Origin of the sequence: Coleofasciculus sp. H7-2 (assembly GCF_042747725.1) — a bacterium.
Lineage (GTDB): Bacteria > Cyanobacteriota > Cyanobacteriia > Cyanobacteriales > FACHB-T130 > FACHB-T130.
Genome location: NZ_JBHZGO010000090.1, coordinates 24,353 through 42,996 on the forward strand (window position 1 = coordinate 24,353; position 18,644 = coordinate 42,996).

At 48.7% G+C, this 18,644-nt stretch carries 17 protein-coding genes and 1 pseudogene; 6 read left to right on the forward strand and 12 right to left on the reverse strand.

Annotated features, from left to right (window positions below):
- Positions 1 to 44 precede the first annotated feature (44 nt).
- Both dapA and ACFW2W_RS18640 read right to left on the reverse strand, forming a co-directional pair.
- The gene (gene dapA / locus ACFW2W_RS18635) at positions 45 to 929 is read right to left on the reverse strand and encodes a 4-hydroxy-tetrahydrodipicolinate synthase (protein ID WP_378181435.1); all 885 of its coding nucleotides are present in this window, start codon (positions 927 to 929) and stop codon (positions 45 to 47) included.
- Positions 930 to 1,033: 104 nt separating this feature from the next.
- Entirely contained in the window at positions 1,034 to 2,077 is a 1,044-nt protein-coding gene (locus ACFW2W_RS18640; protein WP_378181438.1) for an aspartate-semialdehyde dehydrogenase, read from the reverse strand.
- Between the two features lie 448 nt (positions 2,078 to 2,525).
- Here ACFW2W_RS18640 and tig point away from each other — a divergent pair, with 448 nt between their 5' ends.
- The 4 genes from tig (at position 2,526) to ACFW2W_RS18660 (ending at position 7,239) form a co-directional block, all read left to right on the forward strand.
- Entirely contained in the window at positions 2,526 to 3,992 is a 1,467-nt protein-coding gene (gene tig, locus ACFW2W_RS18645) for a trigger factor (protein ID WP_378181441.1), read from the forward strand.
- Positions 3,993 to 4,148: 156 nt separating this feature from the next.
- The gene (clpP, locus tag ACFW2W_RS18650) at positions 4,149 to 4,841 is read left to right on the forward strand and encodes an ATP-dependent Clp endopeptidase proteolytic subunit ClpP (RefSeq protein ID WP_378181444.1); all 693 of its coding nucleotides are present in this window, start codon (positions 4,149 to 4,151) and stop codon (positions 4,839 to 4,841) included.
- A gap of 9 nt (positions 4,842 to 4,850) precedes the next feature.
- Positions 4,851 to 6,191: an ATP-dependent protease ATP-binding subunit ClpX gene (gene clpX, locus ACFW2W_RS18655; RefSeq protein ID WP_378181447.1), complete on the forward strand. Its 1,341-nt coding sequence runs from the start codon at positions 4,851 to 4,853 to the stop codon at positions 6,189 to 6,191.
- 133 nt (positions 6,192 to 6,324) lie between these two features.
- Complete coding sequence (locus tag ACFW2W_RS18660; protein WP_378181450.1) at positions 6,325 to 7,239, forward strand: alpha/beta fold hydrolase; 915 nt, start codon at positions 6,325 to 6,327, stop codon at positions 7,237 to 7,239.
- Positions 7,240 to 7,313: 74 nt separating this feature from the next.
- Here ACFW2W_RS18660 and ACFW2W_RS18665 read toward each other — a convergent pair whose 3' ends face one another.
- The 3 genes from ACFW2W_RS18665 to ACFW2W_RS18675 form a co-directional block, all read right to left on the reverse strand.
- Entirely contained in the window at positions 7,314 to 7,967 is a 654-nt protein-coding gene (locus ACFW2W_RS18665) for a glutathione S-transferase family protein (protein ID WP_378181453.1), read from the reverse strand.
- A gap of 433 nt (positions 7,968 to 8,400) precedes the next feature.
- On the reverse strand, positions 8,401 to 9,015 hold the full coding sequence (locus ACFW2W_RS18670) for a hypothetical protein (RefSeq protein WP_378181456.1): 615 nt from the start codon (positions 9,013 to 9,015) through the stop codon (positions 8,401 to 8,403).
- A 35-nt stretch (positions 9,016 to 9,050) separates the two neighbouring features.
- Positions 9,051 to 10,409, reverse strand: a complete 1,359-nt coding sequence (locus ACFW2W_RS18675; RefSeq protein WP_378181459.1) for a glycoside hydrolase family 10 protein — start codon at positions 10,407 to 10,409, stop codon at positions 9,051 to 9,053.
- 276 nt (positions 10,410 to 10,685) lie between these two features.
- On the opposite strand from ACFW2W_RS18675, the gene ACFW2W_RS18680 reads away from it, so the two are divergent.
- Positions 10,686 to 11,183: a pentapeptide repeat-containing protein gene (locus tag ACFW2W_RS18680; RefSeq protein ID WP_378181664.1), complete on the forward strand. Its 498-nt coding sequence runs from the start codon at positions 10,686 to 10,688 to the stop codon at positions 11,181 to 11,183.
- 198 nt (positions 11,184 to 11,381) lie between these two features.
- Here the strand turns inward: ACFW2W_RS18680 and ACFW2W_RS18685 are convergent.
- The 5 genes and pseudogenes from ACFW2W_RS18685 to ACFW2W_RS18705 all read right to left on the reverse strand — a co-directional run.
- A pseudogene (locus tag ACFW2W_RS18685) lies at positions 11,382 to 11,675 on the reverse strand (DUF2887 domain-containing protein); the annotation flags it as partial.
- Positions 11,665 to 12,450, reverse strand: coding sequence for an Rpn family recombination-promoting nuclease/putative transposase (locus ACFW2W_RS18690; protein ID WP_378181462.1), 786 nt, complete (start codon positions 12,448 to 12,450; stop codon positions 11,665 to 11,667). The gene ACFW2W_RS18690 and the pseudogene ACFW2W_RS18685, both read right to left, overlap by 11 nt.
- Before the next feature lies 1 nt (position 12,451).
- Positions 12,452 to 14,281: a signal recognition particle-docking protein FtsY gene (gene ftsY, locus ACFW2W_RS18695; RefSeq protein WP_378181465.1), complete on the reverse strand. Its 1,830-nt coding sequence runs from the start codon at positions 14,279 to 14,281 to the stop codon at positions 12,452 to 12,454.
- 63 nt (positions 14,282 to 14,344) lie between these two features.
- A complete protein-coding gene (gene nusB, locus ACFW2W_RS18700; protein ID WP_378181468.1) occupies positions 14,345 to 15,076 on the reverse strand; it encodes a transcription antitermination factor NusB in 732 nt (243 codons plus the stop codon).
- Between the two features lie 118 nt (positions 15,077 to 15,194).
- On the reverse strand, positions 15,195 to 15,917 hold the full coding sequence (locus ACFW2W_RS18705; RefSeq protein ID WP_378181471.1) for a DUF502 domain-containing protein: 723 nt from the start codon (positions 15,915 to 15,917) through the stop codon (positions 15,195 to 15,197).
- On the opposite strand from ACFW2W_RS18705, the gene ACFW2W_RS18710 reads away from it, so the two are divergent.
- Complete coding sequence (locus tag ACFW2W_RS18710; RefSeq protein WP_378181676.1) at positions 15,802 to 16,062, forward strand: hypothetical protein; 261 nt, start codon at positions 15,802 to 15,804, stop codon at positions 16,060 to 16,062. The genes ACFW2W_RS18705 and ACFW2W_RS18710 overlap by 116 nt on opposite strands.
- Before the next feature lie 159 nt (positions 16,063 to 16,221).
- On the opposite strand, the gene ACFW2W_RS18715 is transcribed toward ACFW2W_RS18710, so the two are convergent.
- Both ACFW2W_RS18715 and ACFW2W_RS18720 read right to left on the reverse strand, forming a co-directional pair.
- Positions 16,222 to 17,127 (reverse strand): glycosyltransferase family 2 protein, encoded by a 906-nt coding sequence (locus ACFW2W_RS18715; RefSeq protein WP_378181474.1) that lies wholly within the window; start codon positions 17,125 to 17,127, stop codon positions 16,222 to 16,224.
- A gap of 275 nt (positions 17,128 to 17,402) precedes the next feature.
- A complete protein-coding gene (locus ACFW2W_RS18720; RefSeq protein ID WP_378181477.1) occupies positions 17,403 to 18,209 on the reverse strand; it encodes an HpsJ family protein in 807 nt (268 codons plus the stop codon).
- Positions 18,210 to 18,644: the final 435 nt, after the last annotated feature.

An 18,644-nucleotide genomic window follows, 5' to 3' on the forward strand; every position in this document is an offset into this window, starting at 1 on the left:
CTTGCCTTTGTGGACGTATTCAGTTTTTCAAAAAAACCGTCGCCTTACATCAAAGCCATCTGAGTCATTACACCCTCTACCATTTGCCTATCTGACTCTGGTAGATGGCACAGGGGTGGACGAGTGGCACCCACATCCCAACCTTGCAGTTTTAGAGCCGCTTTGACGGGGATAGGATTGGTTGTACAAAACAAAGCTTTAAATAAGGGAAAAAGTTTCAGGTGAATCTCGGTTGCTACCTGAGGTTGACCGTTTTCAAAGGCTTGGATCATCTGTTGGAGCTGAGTACCTACCAGATGGCTGGCAACGCTAATGACTCCAGCAGCCCCAATGGCTAATAAAGGTAGCGTCAGGGAATCATCCCCAGCGTATATCTGAAAGTCCGTGGGGGTTATGCGTCGAATTTGACTCGCTTGGTCTAAGTTGCCACTGGCCTCCTTGATTGCCACAATATTCGGGATCTCTGCTAAACGAGCCACGGTCTCTGGCTGGAGATTCTGTCCGGTGCGACCGGGTATGTTGTAGAGGATCAGGGGCAGGTCTGGGCAGGATTGGGCGACGCGGAGGAAATGCTGATACAACCCTTCTTGCGGAGGCTTGTTGTAGTAGGGAACAACTTGTAAAGATCCATCTAATCCTAGTTTAGCGGCTTTTTCGGTGGCGGCGATCGCTTCTTTGGTTGAATTTGACCCCGTACCTGCGATTACCTTCGCCTTGCCAGCTACCGCCCGCTGCACTACCTGAAATAACTCGTATTCCTCATCCCAAGTCAGCGTCGGAGATTCCCCTGTCGTGCCGCATACTACTAAGGCGTCGCTGCCATTTTGAGCCAAATGAGCCGCCAGTTGCTCTGCAACAGCGTAATTCACACTGCCATCTTCTTTAAACGGCGTCACCATTGCGGTGAGAACGCGCCCAAAATTTACCACACTCTTTTAACTCCCCCTTGTTTTTCGTGATTGGTTTCGTGATGAGTTGTTTGTTGCTAGGGGCGCACAGTTGTGCGCCCTGCTGTTGTGAATCGTGTAAAAAACTATTTAGAAAAAGCTGGGGTTGCCGGTTGCAGTAGATGCCGTTCCACCAATAATTCGGCAATCTGGATGGCATTGAGAGCCGCTCCCTTGCGAATTTGGTCTCCACTCAGCCACAGTTCTAACCCACAAGGATGAGAAATATCTTGCCGAATCCGACCTACTAACACTTCATCCCGACCGCTGGCTTCAATGGGCATCGGGAAATAATTGGCCTGCCAGTTTTCGACCAACTTAACGCCGGGAGCATTCGCTAACACTTCCTTTGCCTTTGCTACCGGGAAGGGTTGCTCAAATTCTAGGTTAATCGCTTCTGAATGGGCGCGGAGTACGGGAACCCGCACGCAGGTTGCTGTCACTCGCAGATCGGGCGCACCGAAAATTTTGCGCGTCTCGTTAAGCATTTTCAGCTCTTCCTCACAATAACCTAGATCGGTCATGGGGGAATTATGGAGAAACAAATTAAACGCTAAGGTGTAGGGGAAAATGCCCGGTTTTGGCTCTTCTCCCCGTAAAATCGCCCAAGTGTGAGTTTTTACTTCTTCCATTGCCCTGGCACCCGCACCGCTTGCCGATTGGTAAGTAGCAGCAACAATGCGTTTGACTGGCTGCACTTGATGCAGAGGCCAAACCGCCACTGCCATCAAAATCGTCGTGCAGTTGGGATTGGCAATAATTCCTTGATGAGTTGCCGCTGCTTCTGGATTCACCTCTGGAACCACGAGAGGCACCCTAGGATCGAGGCGAAAGGCGCTGGAGTTATCAATCACCACCGCCCCAGCGTCTACTGCTTTCGATGCCCAGGCTTTAGAAGTAGAGCCACCGGCAGAAGCCAACACTACATCCACATTATCAAACGAGCGATCGCCCACCGCCTCTACAGGCACATCTTCGCCTAAAAATTGCAAAGTCCGACCGGCGGAACGCGGGGAAGCCAAGAGTTTCAACTCAGCAACCGGAAAGTTACGGGATTCTAGGAGTTCTAGCAACTCCGTACCCACCGCACCCGTTGCTCCCAGAATGGCAACGCGATAGGAATCAGACAAAGATGGTTCCTCCTCTTGAATACATATAGGTGTCAAAAGCTTTAATCAGAGTGAGCCAAAGCAGTTAAATATTTTTTTTCGGGAAATTTGAGCTTGTACTGGAAGATGCTTTTTATTGACTGTTGCTGGTTATATAACGAATATCTCTAACGAAATTTTACACAAGCTTAGCACCGACTTCGTCGAAGTTTCCAGTCCCCAACAAGCTAAATTGAATTCGCAACAGAGCGATGGCTTAGTCAATGTACTATCATCAAATATGTCAACGAGAGGGATAGGTAAGGTTTTATTTACCAAGGCTCCAACTGTTGCAAAACTAGGATATCACGGGGTTGAGACAGAAATTGTATCCATTTGGCTTGAACCGACCGTCCGAAAACGTCTGCAATACCCGCCCTCTCGAATCGTTATCAACCTTGTCGCTCTGAGTTTTGAGAGAAGTTAACTGATGAAAGTTACCCAGGAAAAGCTTCCCGCCAGCAAGATTGGCTTGGAAATTGAAATTCCAGCCGATATGTCAAAAAATGCCTACGAGCAGGTGATTCAAAAGCTCGCACGCTCAGCCAATATTCCTGGGTTTCGCAAAGGAAAGGTGCCTCGCCAGATCCTGCTACAGCAACTGGGGACGGCACGAATTAAAGCAACTGCCTTGGAAGAACTGATTCAAGATGGTCTCCAGCAGGCTCTCAAGCAAGAAGCAATTGAGGCGCTTGGTAACTTTGAGCTGCGTTCTGACTTCGAGGAATTAGTCAGCCAGTTTAAACCCGGAGAACCCATCACTTTCTTAGCTGCGGTAGATGTCCAACCGCAGGTGCAGGTAAGCGATTACAACAACCTCACTATCAAAGCCGAAGAAGTACCCTATGACTCCAGTTCGGTGGAGAAGTTTTTAGAAGAGCGTCGCGTTGAGCAAGCTACGTTAATTCCAGTGGCAGGTCGTCCGGCGCAGTTGGGAGATGTGGCGGTGGTCGATTATACCAGCCGCTTTGTCAGCGAACAAGAAGATGAAGCACAGGAAGAAATTAGTGGGGGTCAGGCAGAAGACGCTCAAATTGAGCTGGTAGAAGGGCGGTTTCTGGGAGAATTTATAGATGGCGTTGTGGGAATGAATCCCGGAGACAGCAAGGAAGTAGAAGTAAAGTTTCCGGAAGATTATCGCCAAGATTTAGCAGGTCGGACGGCGATGTTTACGATCACGCTCAAAGACCTGAAGGAAAAAGAGTTACCGGCGGTGGATGATGACTTCGCCCAAGAAGTCAGCGAGTTTGAAACCCTGGCTGAATTGCAAGCTGACTTGGAGAAGAAATTCCGAGAGAAGGCCGATCAAGAAATGTCAGCTAATAAAGAGCAAGCACTTGTCAAGGAACTTTTGAAAAAAGTTGAAATTGACGTGCCGGAAACCCTAATTCAGCGGGAAGTTGAAACCATGCTTCGTCAAACCATCATCCAGATGGGGCAGATGGGGATGGATGTCAAGAAAGTGTTTACTCCCGACATGGTAAAACAAATGGGCGTGCGATCGCGTCCGGAAGCCATCGATCGACTCAAACAAACCCTGGCACTTGAGGAAATTGCTAAGCGCGAATCCCTCAAAACCGAACCGCAAGAGGTGACAGACAGAGTCAATGAGCTACTCCAGCAGTTCCCGGATCAAGAGATCGACCTGGAACGGTTGCGTACCATTGTCGAAGGTGATTTGCTCAAAGAAAAAGCGATTAAGTGGCTGGAAGAACACGCCACGATTGAACTGGTTCCCCAAGGCTCTCTCGCACCTGAAAAGACGGAGGAAGAGCAGGCTGAAACAACGACTACAGAAGCCATAGAAGCGGCACAAGCGGAAGACAATGAAGTAGAAGCAACCGCTGCAACCGCTACCGAATCTCAACTAGAAGCTGAGGCGTCTGAGGTTGAATAAACCTGGCTTAGGGGCAATTTTAAAATTGCCCCAACATCTGCACAGGCAGTCCTGAATGGTCAAATACAGCGGATTCGGATATAACGGAAGTATGTGGTGACGAGCCACTCGCCAGTTCACCTGATAGTGCAGCGTTAAAATTAAGTTTCGCTCGTTATGGATGTATCTCTGTCCCAGAATTACGAAATCACAAACCTGAGGAAGAGTAATATTTACTCACAACTCCCCAGTAACGTCGTCCCTATGGTGGTGGAACAGTCCGGAATGGGGGAACGGGCGTTTGATATCTACTCGCGGCTACTGCGAGAGCGCATTGTTTTCTTGGGGACGCCGGTTGATGATAATGTGGCTGACACGATTGTGGCTCAGCTGCTCTTTTTAGACGCCGAAGACCCGGAAAAAGACATTCAGCTATACATCAACTCCCCCGGTGGGTCGGTGACAGCTGGTATGGCAATCTATGACACGATGCAACAAATACGCCCTGATGTTGTTACCATATGCTATGGTTTAGCAGCCAGTATGGGTGCATTTTTGCTAGCAGGTGGAGCGCAGGGTAAGCGTATGGCTTTGCCCAGTTCCAGGATTATGATTCACCAGCCCCTGGGAGGCGCTCAGGGACAAGCCGTTGATATAGAGATTCAAGCAAGAGAAATTCTCTATCATAAGCAAAAGCTGAACGAGCTACTGGCTCAAAATACTGGTCAGCCGTTTGATAAAATTTCGGCAGATACCGAACGCGACTTCTTCATGTCATCTGCTGAAGCAAAAGATTACGGTTTGATCGATCAGGTCATCTCCAGACAGAACCTTCCTCACTCGGAAGCAACTGTCACTTCACTGAGGTAAGAGGCAAGTATGTCTAAGTACGACTCCCATCTAAAATGCTCATTTTGCGGCAAGTCCCAAGAACAGGTACGCAAGTTAATTGCAGGGCCGGGAGTCTACATCTGTGATGAATGCGTTGACCTGTGTAATGAAATTTTAGATGAGGAGTTGCTGGACTCTGGGGCACCCGCACCCCAACCAGTGCCTCGCGCCGAACCTCCCCAGAAGCGTCGAACCAGGTCGGGCAATATTTCTTTGAGTCAAATTCCCAAACCGAGAGAACTGAAAAAGTATCTCGATGAACACGTCATTGGTCAGGATGAAGCCAAAAAAGTGCTTTCTGTAGCGGTCTACAACCACTACAAGCGCCTGAGCTTTATCCAGTCTAAAGGCAGTGGCAAAGGGGGGCATGAAGATCAGGTAGAGCTGCAAAAATCTAACATTCTCCTGATTGGCCCGACGGGTTGCGGGAAAACCCTGCTGGCGCAAACGCTGGCAAGTATTCTGGATGTGCCTTTTGCGGTAGCGGATGCTACAACGCTTACAGAAGCGGGGTATGTGGGAGAAGACGTAGAAAATATCCTACTGCGACTGCTACAGGTGGCAGACCTCGACGTTGAGGAAGCGCAGCGGGGGATTATTTACATTGATGAAATTGATAAGATTGCCCGAAAGAGCGAGAACCCCTCAATTACGCGGGATGTTTCCGGTGAGGGCGTTCAGCAAGCTTTGCTGAAGATGTTGGAAGGGACGATTGCGAATGTGCCGCCGCAGGGTGGACGCAAGCATCCCTACCAGGACTGCATCCAGATTGACACCAGCAACATCATGTTTATTTGTGGTGGTGCTTTTGTAGGTCTGGAGAAGGTAGTAGAGCAAAGAATTGGGAAAAAGTCAATAGGCTTTGTCCAAGGCGGGGAAGGGCAACCGCGAGAAAAGCGGACAGCAGATATTGTGCGGAACCTGGAGCCGGACGACTTGGTGAAGTTTGGGATGATTCCAGAGTTTATCGGTCGGGTGCCAGTGATGGCGGTCGTCGATCCGCTGGATGAAGAGGCGCTGATGGCGATTTTGACAGAGCCTCGGAATGCTTTGGCGAAGCAGTATCAGAAGCTGCTGAAGATGGACAACGTGCAACTGGAGTTTAAGCCGGATGCGCTGCGAGCGATCGCGCAAGAAGCGTATCGGCGGAAAACTGGCGCACGGGCACTGCGCGGCATTGTTGAAGAACTGATGTTGGATGTGATGTACGAGTTGCCGTCCCGCAAGGATGTGACTCGCTGCATGATTACGCGGGAAATGGTCGAGAAGCGATCGACTGCCGAACTGATCGTACATCCCTCCTCGATGCCGAAGCCCGAATCTGCCTAAAGCGATCGCATTATCGGCGAACCTTGTATCGCTCCAGTGACAAAAAAGCTGAAAATAATATAGAAACCCGTTTTCTCTCTCGAAGACGGGTTTTTCACATGATAGGCATCACTCAAAACTCAAAAATTTTAACATGGCTCATATTCAAGTTCGCGGCATCGCCCATTATTACGAGTGGATTAAGACACCCAGCGAGGAAGGTAAAAATAAGCCGGTGATGGTCTTCCTGCACGGATGGGGGGGATCTTCTCGATACTGGGAAAGTCCCGCTAAAGCCCTTTCAGATACCTTTGACTGCTTGCTGTACGATATGCGAGGATTTGGGCGATCGCGTAAACTTTCGCCTGTGGGGAACGGTAGCGTCTTAGCAGAAGAATCCTCGCCACTGGCAGAAGAACCTGCCACAGCGGAAGAGTTGACTTACGAAATGGAGGAATACGCAGATGACCTAGCAGGCTTATTAGATGCCTTAGAACTGGATCGCGTATACATCAATGCTCATTCTATGGGCGCATCGGTCGGCGTCTTTTTTCTAAACCGCTACCCAGAACGAGTGTTTAAGGCAATTTTAACCTGTAGCGGCGTTTTTGAATACGAGGAAAAATTATTTAAAGATTTTCATAAGTTTGGCGGCTATGTCGTTAAATTCCGTCCCCGTTGGCTGTATCAACTTCCGTTTGTTGACAGAATGTTTATGAAGCGATTCTTGCATCGCCCCTTATCTAGTGCCATCAGTCGGGCTTTCTTAGACGATTTTCTCATGGCAGATTACCAAGCTGCTGTAGGCACCATGATTACCTCAGTTAGCGAAAAAGCCGCCCAAGTGATGCCTAATGAGTTCGCCAAGCTTACCGTTCCAACACTTTTAGTGGCTGGCGAATACGATATCATTATCCCTGCCGCGATGGGGCGTCAGGCAGCAGCATTAAGTGAGAAAGTCGAGTATGTTGAGATTCCCGATACAGCTCACTTCCCGATGCTAGAGGCACCAGAAACTTACCTTCAGGTAGTACGAGAGTTTCTGGCAACCTCAGATTTAAATGAATAGAACCCCCATTCTGCGCTTTTGACGATCGCGGGGGATGATTTTGAACAGTTCACCTTAATCCTTCAAACTGAATTCTACCGTGCCATTTGAGCGGTCATGCGAGACTTGAACGCTTCCATTACCTCTGGTGTAGCCTCAGTAGCTTGCCAAGCCTCTCGTGCCATTAGGCGATCGCACCAAGCACTCAGTTTTGGATAGTCACTCAAGGACACGCCTCCTTGAGATAACCAGGGGATTACAGTTCCAGCAACAACCTCGGCTAGAGTTAAGTTTTGACTACCAAAGTAAGGGCGATCGCCTAATAAATTCTCAAAAAACTTCAGCACTGTGGTAATTTTCTGATGTGCCTGCTCGATTTTTTCTTGATCTCCTCCAGGCAAGCCTAAAATCTTCGGAATCAGTGGAAAAGTAGCAGGGAACAACTCATTCACAGTTACCAGTTGCACCATCCGCACAACTGCCAGATCCTTTCCATCTTTTGGCAACATAGCAGGCGTGGGGTACTTTGCCTCTAAATAGTCCATAATTGCCAAAGATTCCACCATCTTAAAGCCGTCATCTACCAAAGCTGGAATGTGGTGGAAAGGGCTAATCGCCATAAAATCTGGTTGAAACTGCTCCCCATCCAGTTTTATCTCTACCAGTTCAAACTCAAGTTTTTTTTCCAGCAGCGTAATCCAGACGCGGCGGGAGTTGGGAGATATCGGCTCGTGATAAAGCGTCAGCATGAGAAAACCTCACAGCTTTATGAGTAGAGTGGGTATTGCAATCTTACACCTTACACTCAATTGAATTGTTCTAACAATGTCTCAACACTGGCTTTGCGATCCAGAAAAGTCAAAATTATTGGTGTCAGTTGAAAGGGCGCGTGACTAGGTTGAAGGTTTACAACAGTTTATACTTCATCAAGTCGCAAACGGCTGTAATTGCTGACAAAAGTTACTTTCTTCCCAGTCAGGACTCGCCGCACATCACCACATAGTGTGGGCAACCACAGGGGGATTGAACCGACAAGAACGCTATATGTATAAGCTTTGCGTAAGTCCTACCAGTATTAGATTACCGAAATTTAGTAGGCACTTTTGAGGAACGAAAGCCAGCAAAGAAAGTTAAGTTAAGCACTTTTCGTTACTCGATCTACGGATACGGATTCTAAAAAACTCAGCCAGCTTTAAAGCGCAGCAATCCAATCAGGGCAACACCTGTAATCGCAGCGACGACAACCCATGCCACAGCTAAACCCACCAACTCGCTAACGAATAAGCGCGTCGCTTCGCGCAAAATGCCGCCAACAGCCCAACCCATCGCTAGCCCTATCGCCCAGCTAACAGAACTGACCAAGATCCATATCCAAGCTTTTTTTGCCTGCTGAAACAGGACAAGCCCTTGCAGCACTCCTAGCAAAGCGCCTGCCAGTGCCCCATTGAAGATGCCAAAGATTACCCTAGCTTCAAATAGTAACGTTCTGGGTGCTATCCAGCCGATGGCTCCGACGCCACTGCCGCCGATGAAGCCCCAGCTGACTACACTTGTTAGTACCCACCAAGCAGCGATCGCTTTTGGCATCGCTTTGCTCACCTCCACTCGCTGTCTGAGAACTAACGCTTGTGCCAAACCAACGGCAGATCCGCCGATTGCGCCCTCTACAACGCCGATGTCGGGTTTTTCACCCACCTCAATCCACAGCAAACTGACCAAAAAACCCACTAGCGTGACGGATACCCACTGGAACCAGAAAATGTAGGAATTGGTAATAGGCGATTGGTCATTGGTCATTGGTCATTGCTGATGGCTAATTGAAGGATTGTTCATCACCGATTACCAGACTTTGGCAAAATCTTGGGTCGTATAGCGCTGGCAGGAAAAAGTGCCTGGAATGCCTCTCGGCGTCTTTTTGGTGACTCTGGAGCCATATAACCCCACAAGCTTTCCCAGTAGAAGAAGGATACCCCACTAAAACCGCGATCGCGTACTGCCTGAACTTGCTGCTGAATCTGCTTCATGTCAATCGGACGACTAACTAAGCCCGATAAAATCCCGACACCCACTGGAATCTGACGACGCGCCATCTGCACAGAGGGTTGGGACAATTCAGCCAAAAAACTTTTTAGGTCATCTCTATACACCTGCAATACCAACTCCTCCACCAAACCCCGCTGCACCCAAGTCTGCCAATCTTGAAGATAGAATCTGTAGGCAAAAGAGTAGGGGTTAGGAGACAAGGACACCAAACAGCCAGGTTTGACAGATTTGACAGCCTGAAAGAGCCGCTGCATAAAATCAGTAATCTTGTCCGCTCTCCAACGCATCCACTCAGCCTCTTTGGGGTTGGTGGGAGGACTTTTGCCCTCGTGTTCTTGCCGATAAAGTTCGACTGTAAAAGGGTCGTAGCCAAACTCAACCGGCAAGCCAAAGTGATCGTCCATCTGAATGCCAGCTACATCATACTCAGTGACGACTTCAACAATCAGATTTAGGATAAACTGCTGCACTTCTGGATGCAGGGGGTTGAGCCACACGACTTTCCTGGCAAACTGGTTGCGGATAAATTGTTCTACTTTTCGAGAGGAAGGCTGAACATTTGGCTTTGCCGGGTTGAGCAAGTCCTGTTCCAGAATGTCCGGCAAGATATTCTTGGTGCCGTCCCGACGAAGGGAGATCCAGTCTGGGTGACGCTTCGCCAGTTCTGAACTCGCAGGAGCCATAAAGCCATACTCAAACCAAGGGATGGCTCGAATTTGCTGTCGATTTCCCTGCTTGATTATCTCAGCTAGGACATCTCGCCCCAGCCCCAGAAATTCTAGCCATTGGTCTTGAGAGCGTCCTGTCTTCCGTCTCCCAACCGTGCTGGGGTAGAAGGTATGCCCCCGATTCCAGACTACAGGATAGACCGTATTGAAATGTAGTTGAGATAGCTGGTGCATCGCCCGGTTGATTCCCCAGGGCATAAATAGCACAGAACTCCCAACATTGGTCAACCAAACGCCCCGCAATTCAGTGGAAGCTACAGAAGGCGGGGAATTGGCTCTAAACTGCGGAGGATAAATGGAGAACGCGATCGCTAGCCCCAGAGATAGCAAGGAAATGAACCAGGTATAAATCCCGTTCCTTTTTCGGCGGTGCGACCTCCTTAGACCATTGGGCTTTGAACTTGCATAATTTCTAACCACTGAAAATACCTGCTAGATTGCTTCGGTCAATCCAACATCCAAAATGGCATAAGTTGAGTCAACCCCAGCTAAAATTTTTGTTCAAAAATTAGAACTCGAACCGCGACGCTGCCGTTCGCTGAATAAATCCGAATTTCAAGTGCCGTATCAGGAACTCTAATATCCAATCACCTAGCATTGAGCCAGTCATGGCATGATTATTCTAATTGTCCTGAACTTGAGTGTTCCCAAAAAATCCTTTAGTTTTTCAAGCGGCTTGTGAAAAATCAATCTATTATGAAGCATTTTCTCCGACTAACAGCATTGGTCTTGGCACTCGTGCTTATCTGTTTTTCCCCTTCAGCACTCGCCGCTAGCTCTTCTTCCATTTCCCGTTCAGCTAGCCAAGGGGAACTTATAGGTAAGGATTTCTCCGGTCAAAACTTACAGGCAATTGAGTTTTCCAACGCCAATCTGGAAAATATTAATTTTAGCAATGCCGACTTACGGGGCGTGGTATTTAATAGTTCAGTCCTGAGCAAGGCGAATCTACATGGAGCAGACTTTACCAATGGAATCGCCTATTTAGCTGACTTCACGAATGCAGATTTAAGTGATGCAGTGTTCGCAGAAGCGATGATGCTGCGATCGCGCTTTAACGATGCGGACATCACAGGTGCCGACTTTTCTGATGCGATTTTAGATGCTGTCCAAGTGAAAAAACTCTGTGCTAGAGCAACGGGTGTTAATTCCAAAACGAAAGTAGGAACCCGCGAATCTTTAGGCTGTCGGTAAAAGGCTGTTTATCTGCATATTTGGGGAGGCTAAAGCCCCAGTTCTTGCCAGCTCAACTTGGGAACGAGAATATTACGGCTCATGGGGATGGGAAAAGTTCAAAAGATAAACCTGGTCGCAAGTTTCCCGTTCTAGAAAGGCTTTCTAGAAACTATTCCCAGCGCTGACTATTTTCTTTCTTATTGGGCAGTAGGTGAGCTACTCTTCGCTCCTATTCTCGCATTGATTTTGAGCGGATTGATTTTGAGCCGCCTTCCTGACAACCTCAACATCCAACTCTAACGCCGCAGCTATTTGTTCCACATTCAGCCCTAGATGCAATAACCGAGGCACTGTTTCTAACTTTGCCTCTTGCTTGCCTTCTTGCTTGCCCTCTTCCTTAGCTTCTTGATAGACCCTGGTTTGTTTTAAATCGCTTAAGCCAAACATTGCTTCTATCTCCTGACGGCTAACTCTGGGAAATTTATAGACTAATATCGTCTCAATCAATTCTCTTGTCGGATTGTTCTTGAGCTATCTTCCTCACAGCCTCAATATCCAACTCTAACCCCTCAGCTATTTGTTCCAGGGTCAATCCAAGTTTCAAGAACCGAGGCACGGCTTCTAACTTACCTTCTTCCTTAGCTTCTTGATAGACCCTGGTTTGTTTTAAATCGCTTAAGCCAAACATTGCTTCTATCTCCTGACGGCTAACTCTGGGAAATTTATAGACTAATATCGTCTCAATCAATTCTAGAATTTTTTGCCTGACCGCCTCATCCTCAAGCTCCTGTTGTGCCTTCTGAATTAATTGTCTGACTTGCGCTTGGGCTGTATCTTCATCCTCAACGACTAACTGCACCATACCCAATCCTACCGATTGGTTTCCGGCTTCCTCCAATTCATCCAAATATACCCATTGCACTTGCTGACTTAGTAGCAGTCGCTGATATTCTATTGGTACTTCTCGATCGATACTCCGTCTGCTGAACACTGCCACAGCACGCCAATCTCTGTTAGGTTTATTTTGACCTAAGTACAGGAAAATTTCGGTAAAGAATCGGTAGTAAAAGATATCGTCACGTTGAAACTGGACTTCAACAAAGTAGATGGGTTGACGGCTGCGCCCAGAAGGAACAAATATTCCATCAATCCGTTTAGCTACTTCTTTGATTTCAACTGACTGGAAGGTATAGCCATTTCCATTACTTGACGGCTGTCCGATGAGTTCAAAAAAGATGCCTGGAAAGGCTTGAAACATCTGATAGAAAATGCTGTCGGTTTTCATCTCAACCGCTCAGCAAAGCTTCTACAAATTCGTAGCTAGAAAAGGGACGTAAATCTTCTATACCTTCACCCGCACCGATGAAGCGGATGGGCAAGCCAAGCTGTTGCACTACGGCTAGAGCCACGCCTCCTTTAGCAGTTCCATCGAGTTTTGTCAAGACGACGCCGCTGAGTTTTGCTGCTTCTGAGAAGACTTGTGCTTGACGCAAGCCATTTTGACCGAGGGTGGCGTCAAGCACCAGGAGGGCTTCTACTTGGGCGTCGGGGGCTTTTTTATCGACAATGCGGCGGATTTTGCTCAGTTCGTCCATCAGATTTTTCTTGTTCTGGAGACGCCCTGCGGTGTCGATCAGGAGTAATTCTGTACCCCGTGCCTGGGCGGCGGCGATCGCGTCAAACACAACGGCAGCCGGATCGGTATTCTGTCCTGGGTTGGCAATCACCTCAACGCCACTGCGCTGTCCCCAAATCTTTACCTGTTCTACAGCAGCGGCACGGAAGGTATCGGCAGCACCAATTAAGCACTTATAGCCGGATTTTTGGGCTAAATGGGCAATTTTGCCAATCGTGGTTGTTTTACCCGCACCATTGACCCCAGTCATCAGCCAGATATTCAGGGTGTCTTTTGTCGGGACAAAGGTGGGGCTGTAGGATTCCTGAATGGGTTGGTCGAGTAAGTCGCGCAGGATTTGCTTGAGGTAGGCGATCGCTTGCTCTGGTGGCAGCACCTCATCTCGAAGTCTCTTTTGCAGCGTATTGATGATAGAGTCCGTCGCCTCAACGCCAGCATCTGCCTGCAACAGCAGCGCCTCAATCTCCATCACCGCGTCTTGATTTAACGGCCCTTGACCAACAATTGCCTTAAGTCGGTTGATCAAGCTGCGACGAGTTTTGTCCAAGCCTTGCCGCAGTCGCTTCAGCCAGGTAATTTCTTCAATTGAAACATCCTCCGCCCGACGCCCTTGAGATGCCAGCACTTGCGCTGACCACATGAAGCCCTCATCGAAGGTGAGTCCCGGCATCGATCCAGTCTCCAAGGTTGCCGCTGCTGGCTGCACGGGTGCCCTGACAGGTTCTGTTTCTGGCGTCTCTATCGCCGTTGCCTTGAGGCGTTCTAGCCGCGCCTGTCGGTCTTCCCGCGCCCAGAAGGGCACCGGGGTGGTGGCAGCTTCATCTGTCTGGGATTCAGTCGCTGTTGGCTCTGGTGAAGCCTCTGGGGGTAAGGCTTCTAAATTGACGCTGGTTTGGGCGATCGCTTGCTCAACCTCTGGTTCCCCTGCCTCTGACTCTGGGGGTAAGGCTTCTAAATTGACGCTGGTTTGGGCGATCGCTTGCTCAACCTCTGGTTCCCCTACCTCTGACTCTGGGGGTGCTTCTGCCTCAACTACTTTAGGCGTTTGAGTCGGTTCTGGTTCTGGGGCTGTTTCTACCGTGGACGCTTCTGCCAGTGTCAGCGTTTCAGGCGTCTCCGGTGCTTCAGCTTCAACCGTCGTTGTCGCGGGTGCCTCAACTGATTGAGCCGTCTGGGTCTCCGCGCTGACTTCTGTCGTTTCTGCTGCCGGTGTGGCGGGTGACTCAGCCACCGCTGGAGCCGTTTCTACCTGGGATTGTTGCTGTTTTTGCTGAATATTTTTGTAGGCTGCCTTAGCGTAACTGAGCAGGTCTTCAGCAACCTGCTGTGACTGAGCCTCTGTTGTTGATTCTGACGTTTCGGTTTCGGCTTCCGGTTGTAGAGACGCAATATCTGGCGTCTCTACATCGGTTTTTTCCGGTTCAACCTGGGAGTCACTTGTTTTATCGCTAAACTGACGACGGAACCAATTAAAAACCATTGCACCTATAAAACTCAGCAGCAATTAAGGAGCTATTACTGCTACTAACTATAGAAAACTTTTCTAGGTCGTGGGCGATTGAGCCTTAAGCTGGTCAGTGACTCGGCGCAGGACGCCTTGAATAAATCGATGCCCTTCCTCATCACTGTACCGTTTAGCTAACTCTATCGCTTCATTGACGGCAACTCTGTCTGGCACGCCCATATACATAATTTCTACCACTGCCACCCGCAAGATATCCCGGTCAATCCGAGGCAGGCGGTTTAACTGCCAATTCACCATTGCTTCGTCCAGCAGTTGATCGATCTCTGCCCGCTTGGCGTTGACTTTGGTGATAATTTCTAGAGCGTAGGCGCGAACCTCCTGCTGGTTTGACAGTTGAATAAATTCTGGCAGTTCTAGAGCCGTTCCCACGCGGTTGATGGCTGCCTGAGTTAGCTCAATGGCTTCGTTTATCATCGCCTTTGCACTCTGAACATCCGAGGCGCGGGTTTCGCTACTGAGCAAGCGTTCGCTTGAGCGTTGGACTTCTGCTGCGGCAACCTCTAAAGTCTCTTGCACTTCAGCGGTGAGGGCGCGGATGGCAGCCGTTATTAGACTGGAGAGTTGCTGACGAGTGACTTGTTCTGGATTCAGTTGTTTGGGATTTACACTCAGCTGGCTCAGGTTCAAAATAGCATTCCCACTCAGCTGGCTGAGGCTGAGGAGAGCTAATTCACGGGCAATACTTTGGGGTTTGCGGGTTTGCATGACAAATTGGTAATTGGGGAGGTAATTGGTAAAGTCAGTCGTCATTAGTCAGTAGCAGCAAACCAAGGATTAAGGACTATCTGAGGGCTGAGGACTGAGGACTGAGGGCTGAGGTAGCAACAGACTAAGGACTACTGACCATTACCAATTACCTACTAACTTTTTAATCTTCCTCTGTGGGTAAAACCTGCCATCTCCCTTCAGAAACCACGGGTTCCAGTTGGCGATCGCTATCAGTGGGAACCGGCACCGAGGGTAAGGGGTTGGGACTGACAATTCCTCCCGAAACCACTACCTTGAAGGCATCTTCAATCGACATTGAGAGGTTCAGCACTTCTTCCTCCGGGACAACCGCATACCAGCCGGTGGTTGGGTTAGGCGTAGTTGGAATAAAAACGCTGAGCATGGGACGAGTCATCTGACATTGGATTTCGCTGCTCATCACACCCGTAACGAAAGCGATCGCCCATACTCCTCGACGGGGATACTCTACCAAAATGACGCGACGAAACTTGCCGTTTGTATCCCTTAAAATCGTTTCTAGTAACTGTTTGAGCGTTTTATAAACCGCTCCCGCTAATGGAATCGCCTGCAACAGCCGCTCCCCAAAATCTAGCAGCCACCGTCCTGCAATATTGCGGGCCATCAAGCCAATCAGCATAATACACAGCAATGGCACTGCCAGTCCCACCAACAGATTTAGTACATTCACTAGGATGGGATGCAGACCATCGAAGGGATTTACCTGCTTTGGAATGCGGGTCAAAAAGTTGATCACCCAGCTGGCAATTGTAATTGTCAGCCAGATTGTGGTGGCCAAAGGAATGACAACCAGAAGACCTGCAATTAGGTCATTCTTTAAGTCCTGCTTGAAGCGTTGGATCACAGATTGCCCAATCTCCTTACAACTGGCGGTGCTTTCTTTATACGGAATACCAATCTCACTCGGTGAGCCTTGGCTGAAAATGAAAAAAGTTCGTCAATCAACCCCAGAAGACGCGCCTGCAAAACTAGAACTGGGCATTCTCTAAAGATTGCTGCTCCTTCATGCATGGCTTACCTGCCGCCAAAGTGCAGGGTTGATTCTGGAATTGTTTCATTTCTATCTTTATTTGTAAGACTTGTGAAGAATTGTTGCAACTCCCCTGGTATCTAGTATCACACTTTACACTTTAGCATTTACAAGCCCGCTACCTTTGTCGAGGAAAGGAACTGACTGTCGCCGCATCCACATTCGTGTCGTCTGGAGGAATTGGTTGATTTGGGTCATCCAGCGGGGGCAGGGGCATATGCTTTAGCTCCCACACCTTGAGTAAGATGAGATATTCGTAGAATGCCTGCAAAGTACACCAGGCAAATCCTCCTCGCCCGTCCAGAAAGCCACCCAGGAAGAAATACATATATACGAAGCGCACGAGCGGACGGAAGGGCAACCGCAGAGACAAATCTTTGAGGGCGCGGCGTTTTTCTACTTCCGAACGACCCAAGAGTAAATCTCGCCAGTTCACACTTCCTTTCTCTAGCTGGCGTAGGGTTTCAACGGCTTCGTCTGTAGAATAACGGTTGTGCTTGTCAATCCAGCGACTCAATCCCTTACTACAGGTGTAGTGGGGATAGGTTTCTTTCAAGAAGCTGGTAGCTCCTTGGCAAACTTCCCGTTCGGTATGACCGTAGTCGCTAAACCAGACTTTGCCCGGTTTCAACAGACGCATCTGGTAGCGGGGATACTGGGTGCTGCGGCGAATCCAACTGCCCATGAACATGACGCGCTCTGCCACGTAGTAGCCGACATATTCCTGAGTTTTAATCGCTTCCAGGCATTCCTGAAACAGCTCTTTTGTCATCCGCTCATCAGCTTCTAGGATGTAAATCCATTCGTGTTTGGCGGGTACTTCTTGGAGCATCCAGGTTCTTTGTCGTCCGTGACTTTCAAACCGATGCTTCACCACTCGCACATTGTAGCGACTGGCGATTTCGAGAGTGCGATCGCTACTGTACGAATCCACCACAATCACATCATCCGATAGCATTGCCGACTCAATACAAGCGGCAATATCAATTTCTTCGTTATGGGTCAGTATGTAAATTGAAAACATGCGATGCCGCTCGTGAGAGGAAATAACCAATCGCTGCTTTGAGATGCACTCCAGCCAGGAAAATCCCGATCGCGTGGGGTTCCTAGGGGCGTTATGACTTCCAAGAGTAGAAGTGTGTTAGTAGGATGCTTTCTTCGCCGGATGAAGGATGAAAAATTGCAGCCTTCATCCTAGCCTACTCAACGGGCAGCAGCTTCGCCCACCACTTCACCGAGGGGAAAGCCCTACAGCTTTTTTTGGCGACTGACCCCTAACCACTCACAACTCGCGAGTCCTTACCGCGCCTGAGCTTTCCGACGACTTCCTCCCAAACCTGTCAACCCCAGCGCCGCAATGCTCAGGTAGCCAATCGCTAAGAGTAAACTGCTCAGACCATTCCGAATACTCGTTTTCCATAACTCGCCTTGAGCTTGTTTTTGGGCTTCTAGTTTGCCGCCTCGAACTTGGGTTTTAGCTGCATCGACTTGTGCATTCAAAGCTTTTGGGTCTTGCTTTAACTTTTCTAATTGATCTTTGAGTGCTTGCAATCTCGCCTGTTGCTCCCCTTGGACTTGACCGCTCTTGAGCGCCTGATCTAGTTCCGATAGCTTCTTGCTATCTTCAAGCAGGGCGGTAACTTGTGCTGACTGGCTGGCGATCTGAGTTTCAACTTGAGTGGCTCTTTGGTTAATTCGGGCGATCGCTTCCTGGTTCAGCAGACGCAGGCTATTGATGTTCAGTAAGGGAACTGGCAGCAGGAAGCTCAAACCTAAAATAGCAGAGAGTATCAACGCTCCGACTCTCACTAGGTCTTCCCAACCTTTTCGAGCCACTCCAGAGTTGGTGTCAATCCAATATCCAGCGAACAGCAGCGCCAGACCTACCATCGGAATCACACCTCTGTCAATTAACTGCCCTGTAACGCCCTGTTGCCACTGTAGGAAGTTCAGCCGCCACTGTGGATCGTCCACGCCACCGGGTCTACTCGGCGGAATTAGAAAAACCGCATAGTCAAGCAGCGAGGAGACAATCAGGATTACCCCGACTAGCTTGAGAATTTTGGAAGTAACGGAGGAAGGTTGACGGCTATTAGCTGCTTTCATGGTTTTCGTCGTGAGTTATGAATTTTTCACTTCAAACTTAACTGAATAACATACTGAGTGACCTATCTGCCCACCGGATAATTACGCATTTATCAAGGTTTGGAAGACTCAGTAAAGGGGGGAAGTCTTCCCGATTCACCCGTTGGCTTCACGGAAAACCAAGAGGACTCCTACTCAGTTATTGTCGGTACGCGGTAATTATCTTGAGTTTAAAGCCGCTGATTCTTCAGATATTTTGTTAGCAAGCTCCACATCTTACATCAACTGGGTCTATCAGTGTTAAAAAATCACAATTTGCAACTAAAAGGATAAAATTTTGTAAGCATGGCAATCGTTTATGTTCATTGTCCAAAAATTTAGCGTCGAGAGAGTGAGGAACTGCTGAAAATCAGTAGTTTTGGTTTTTAGGTAACAAATGTTAGCCGTTTTTTTAAA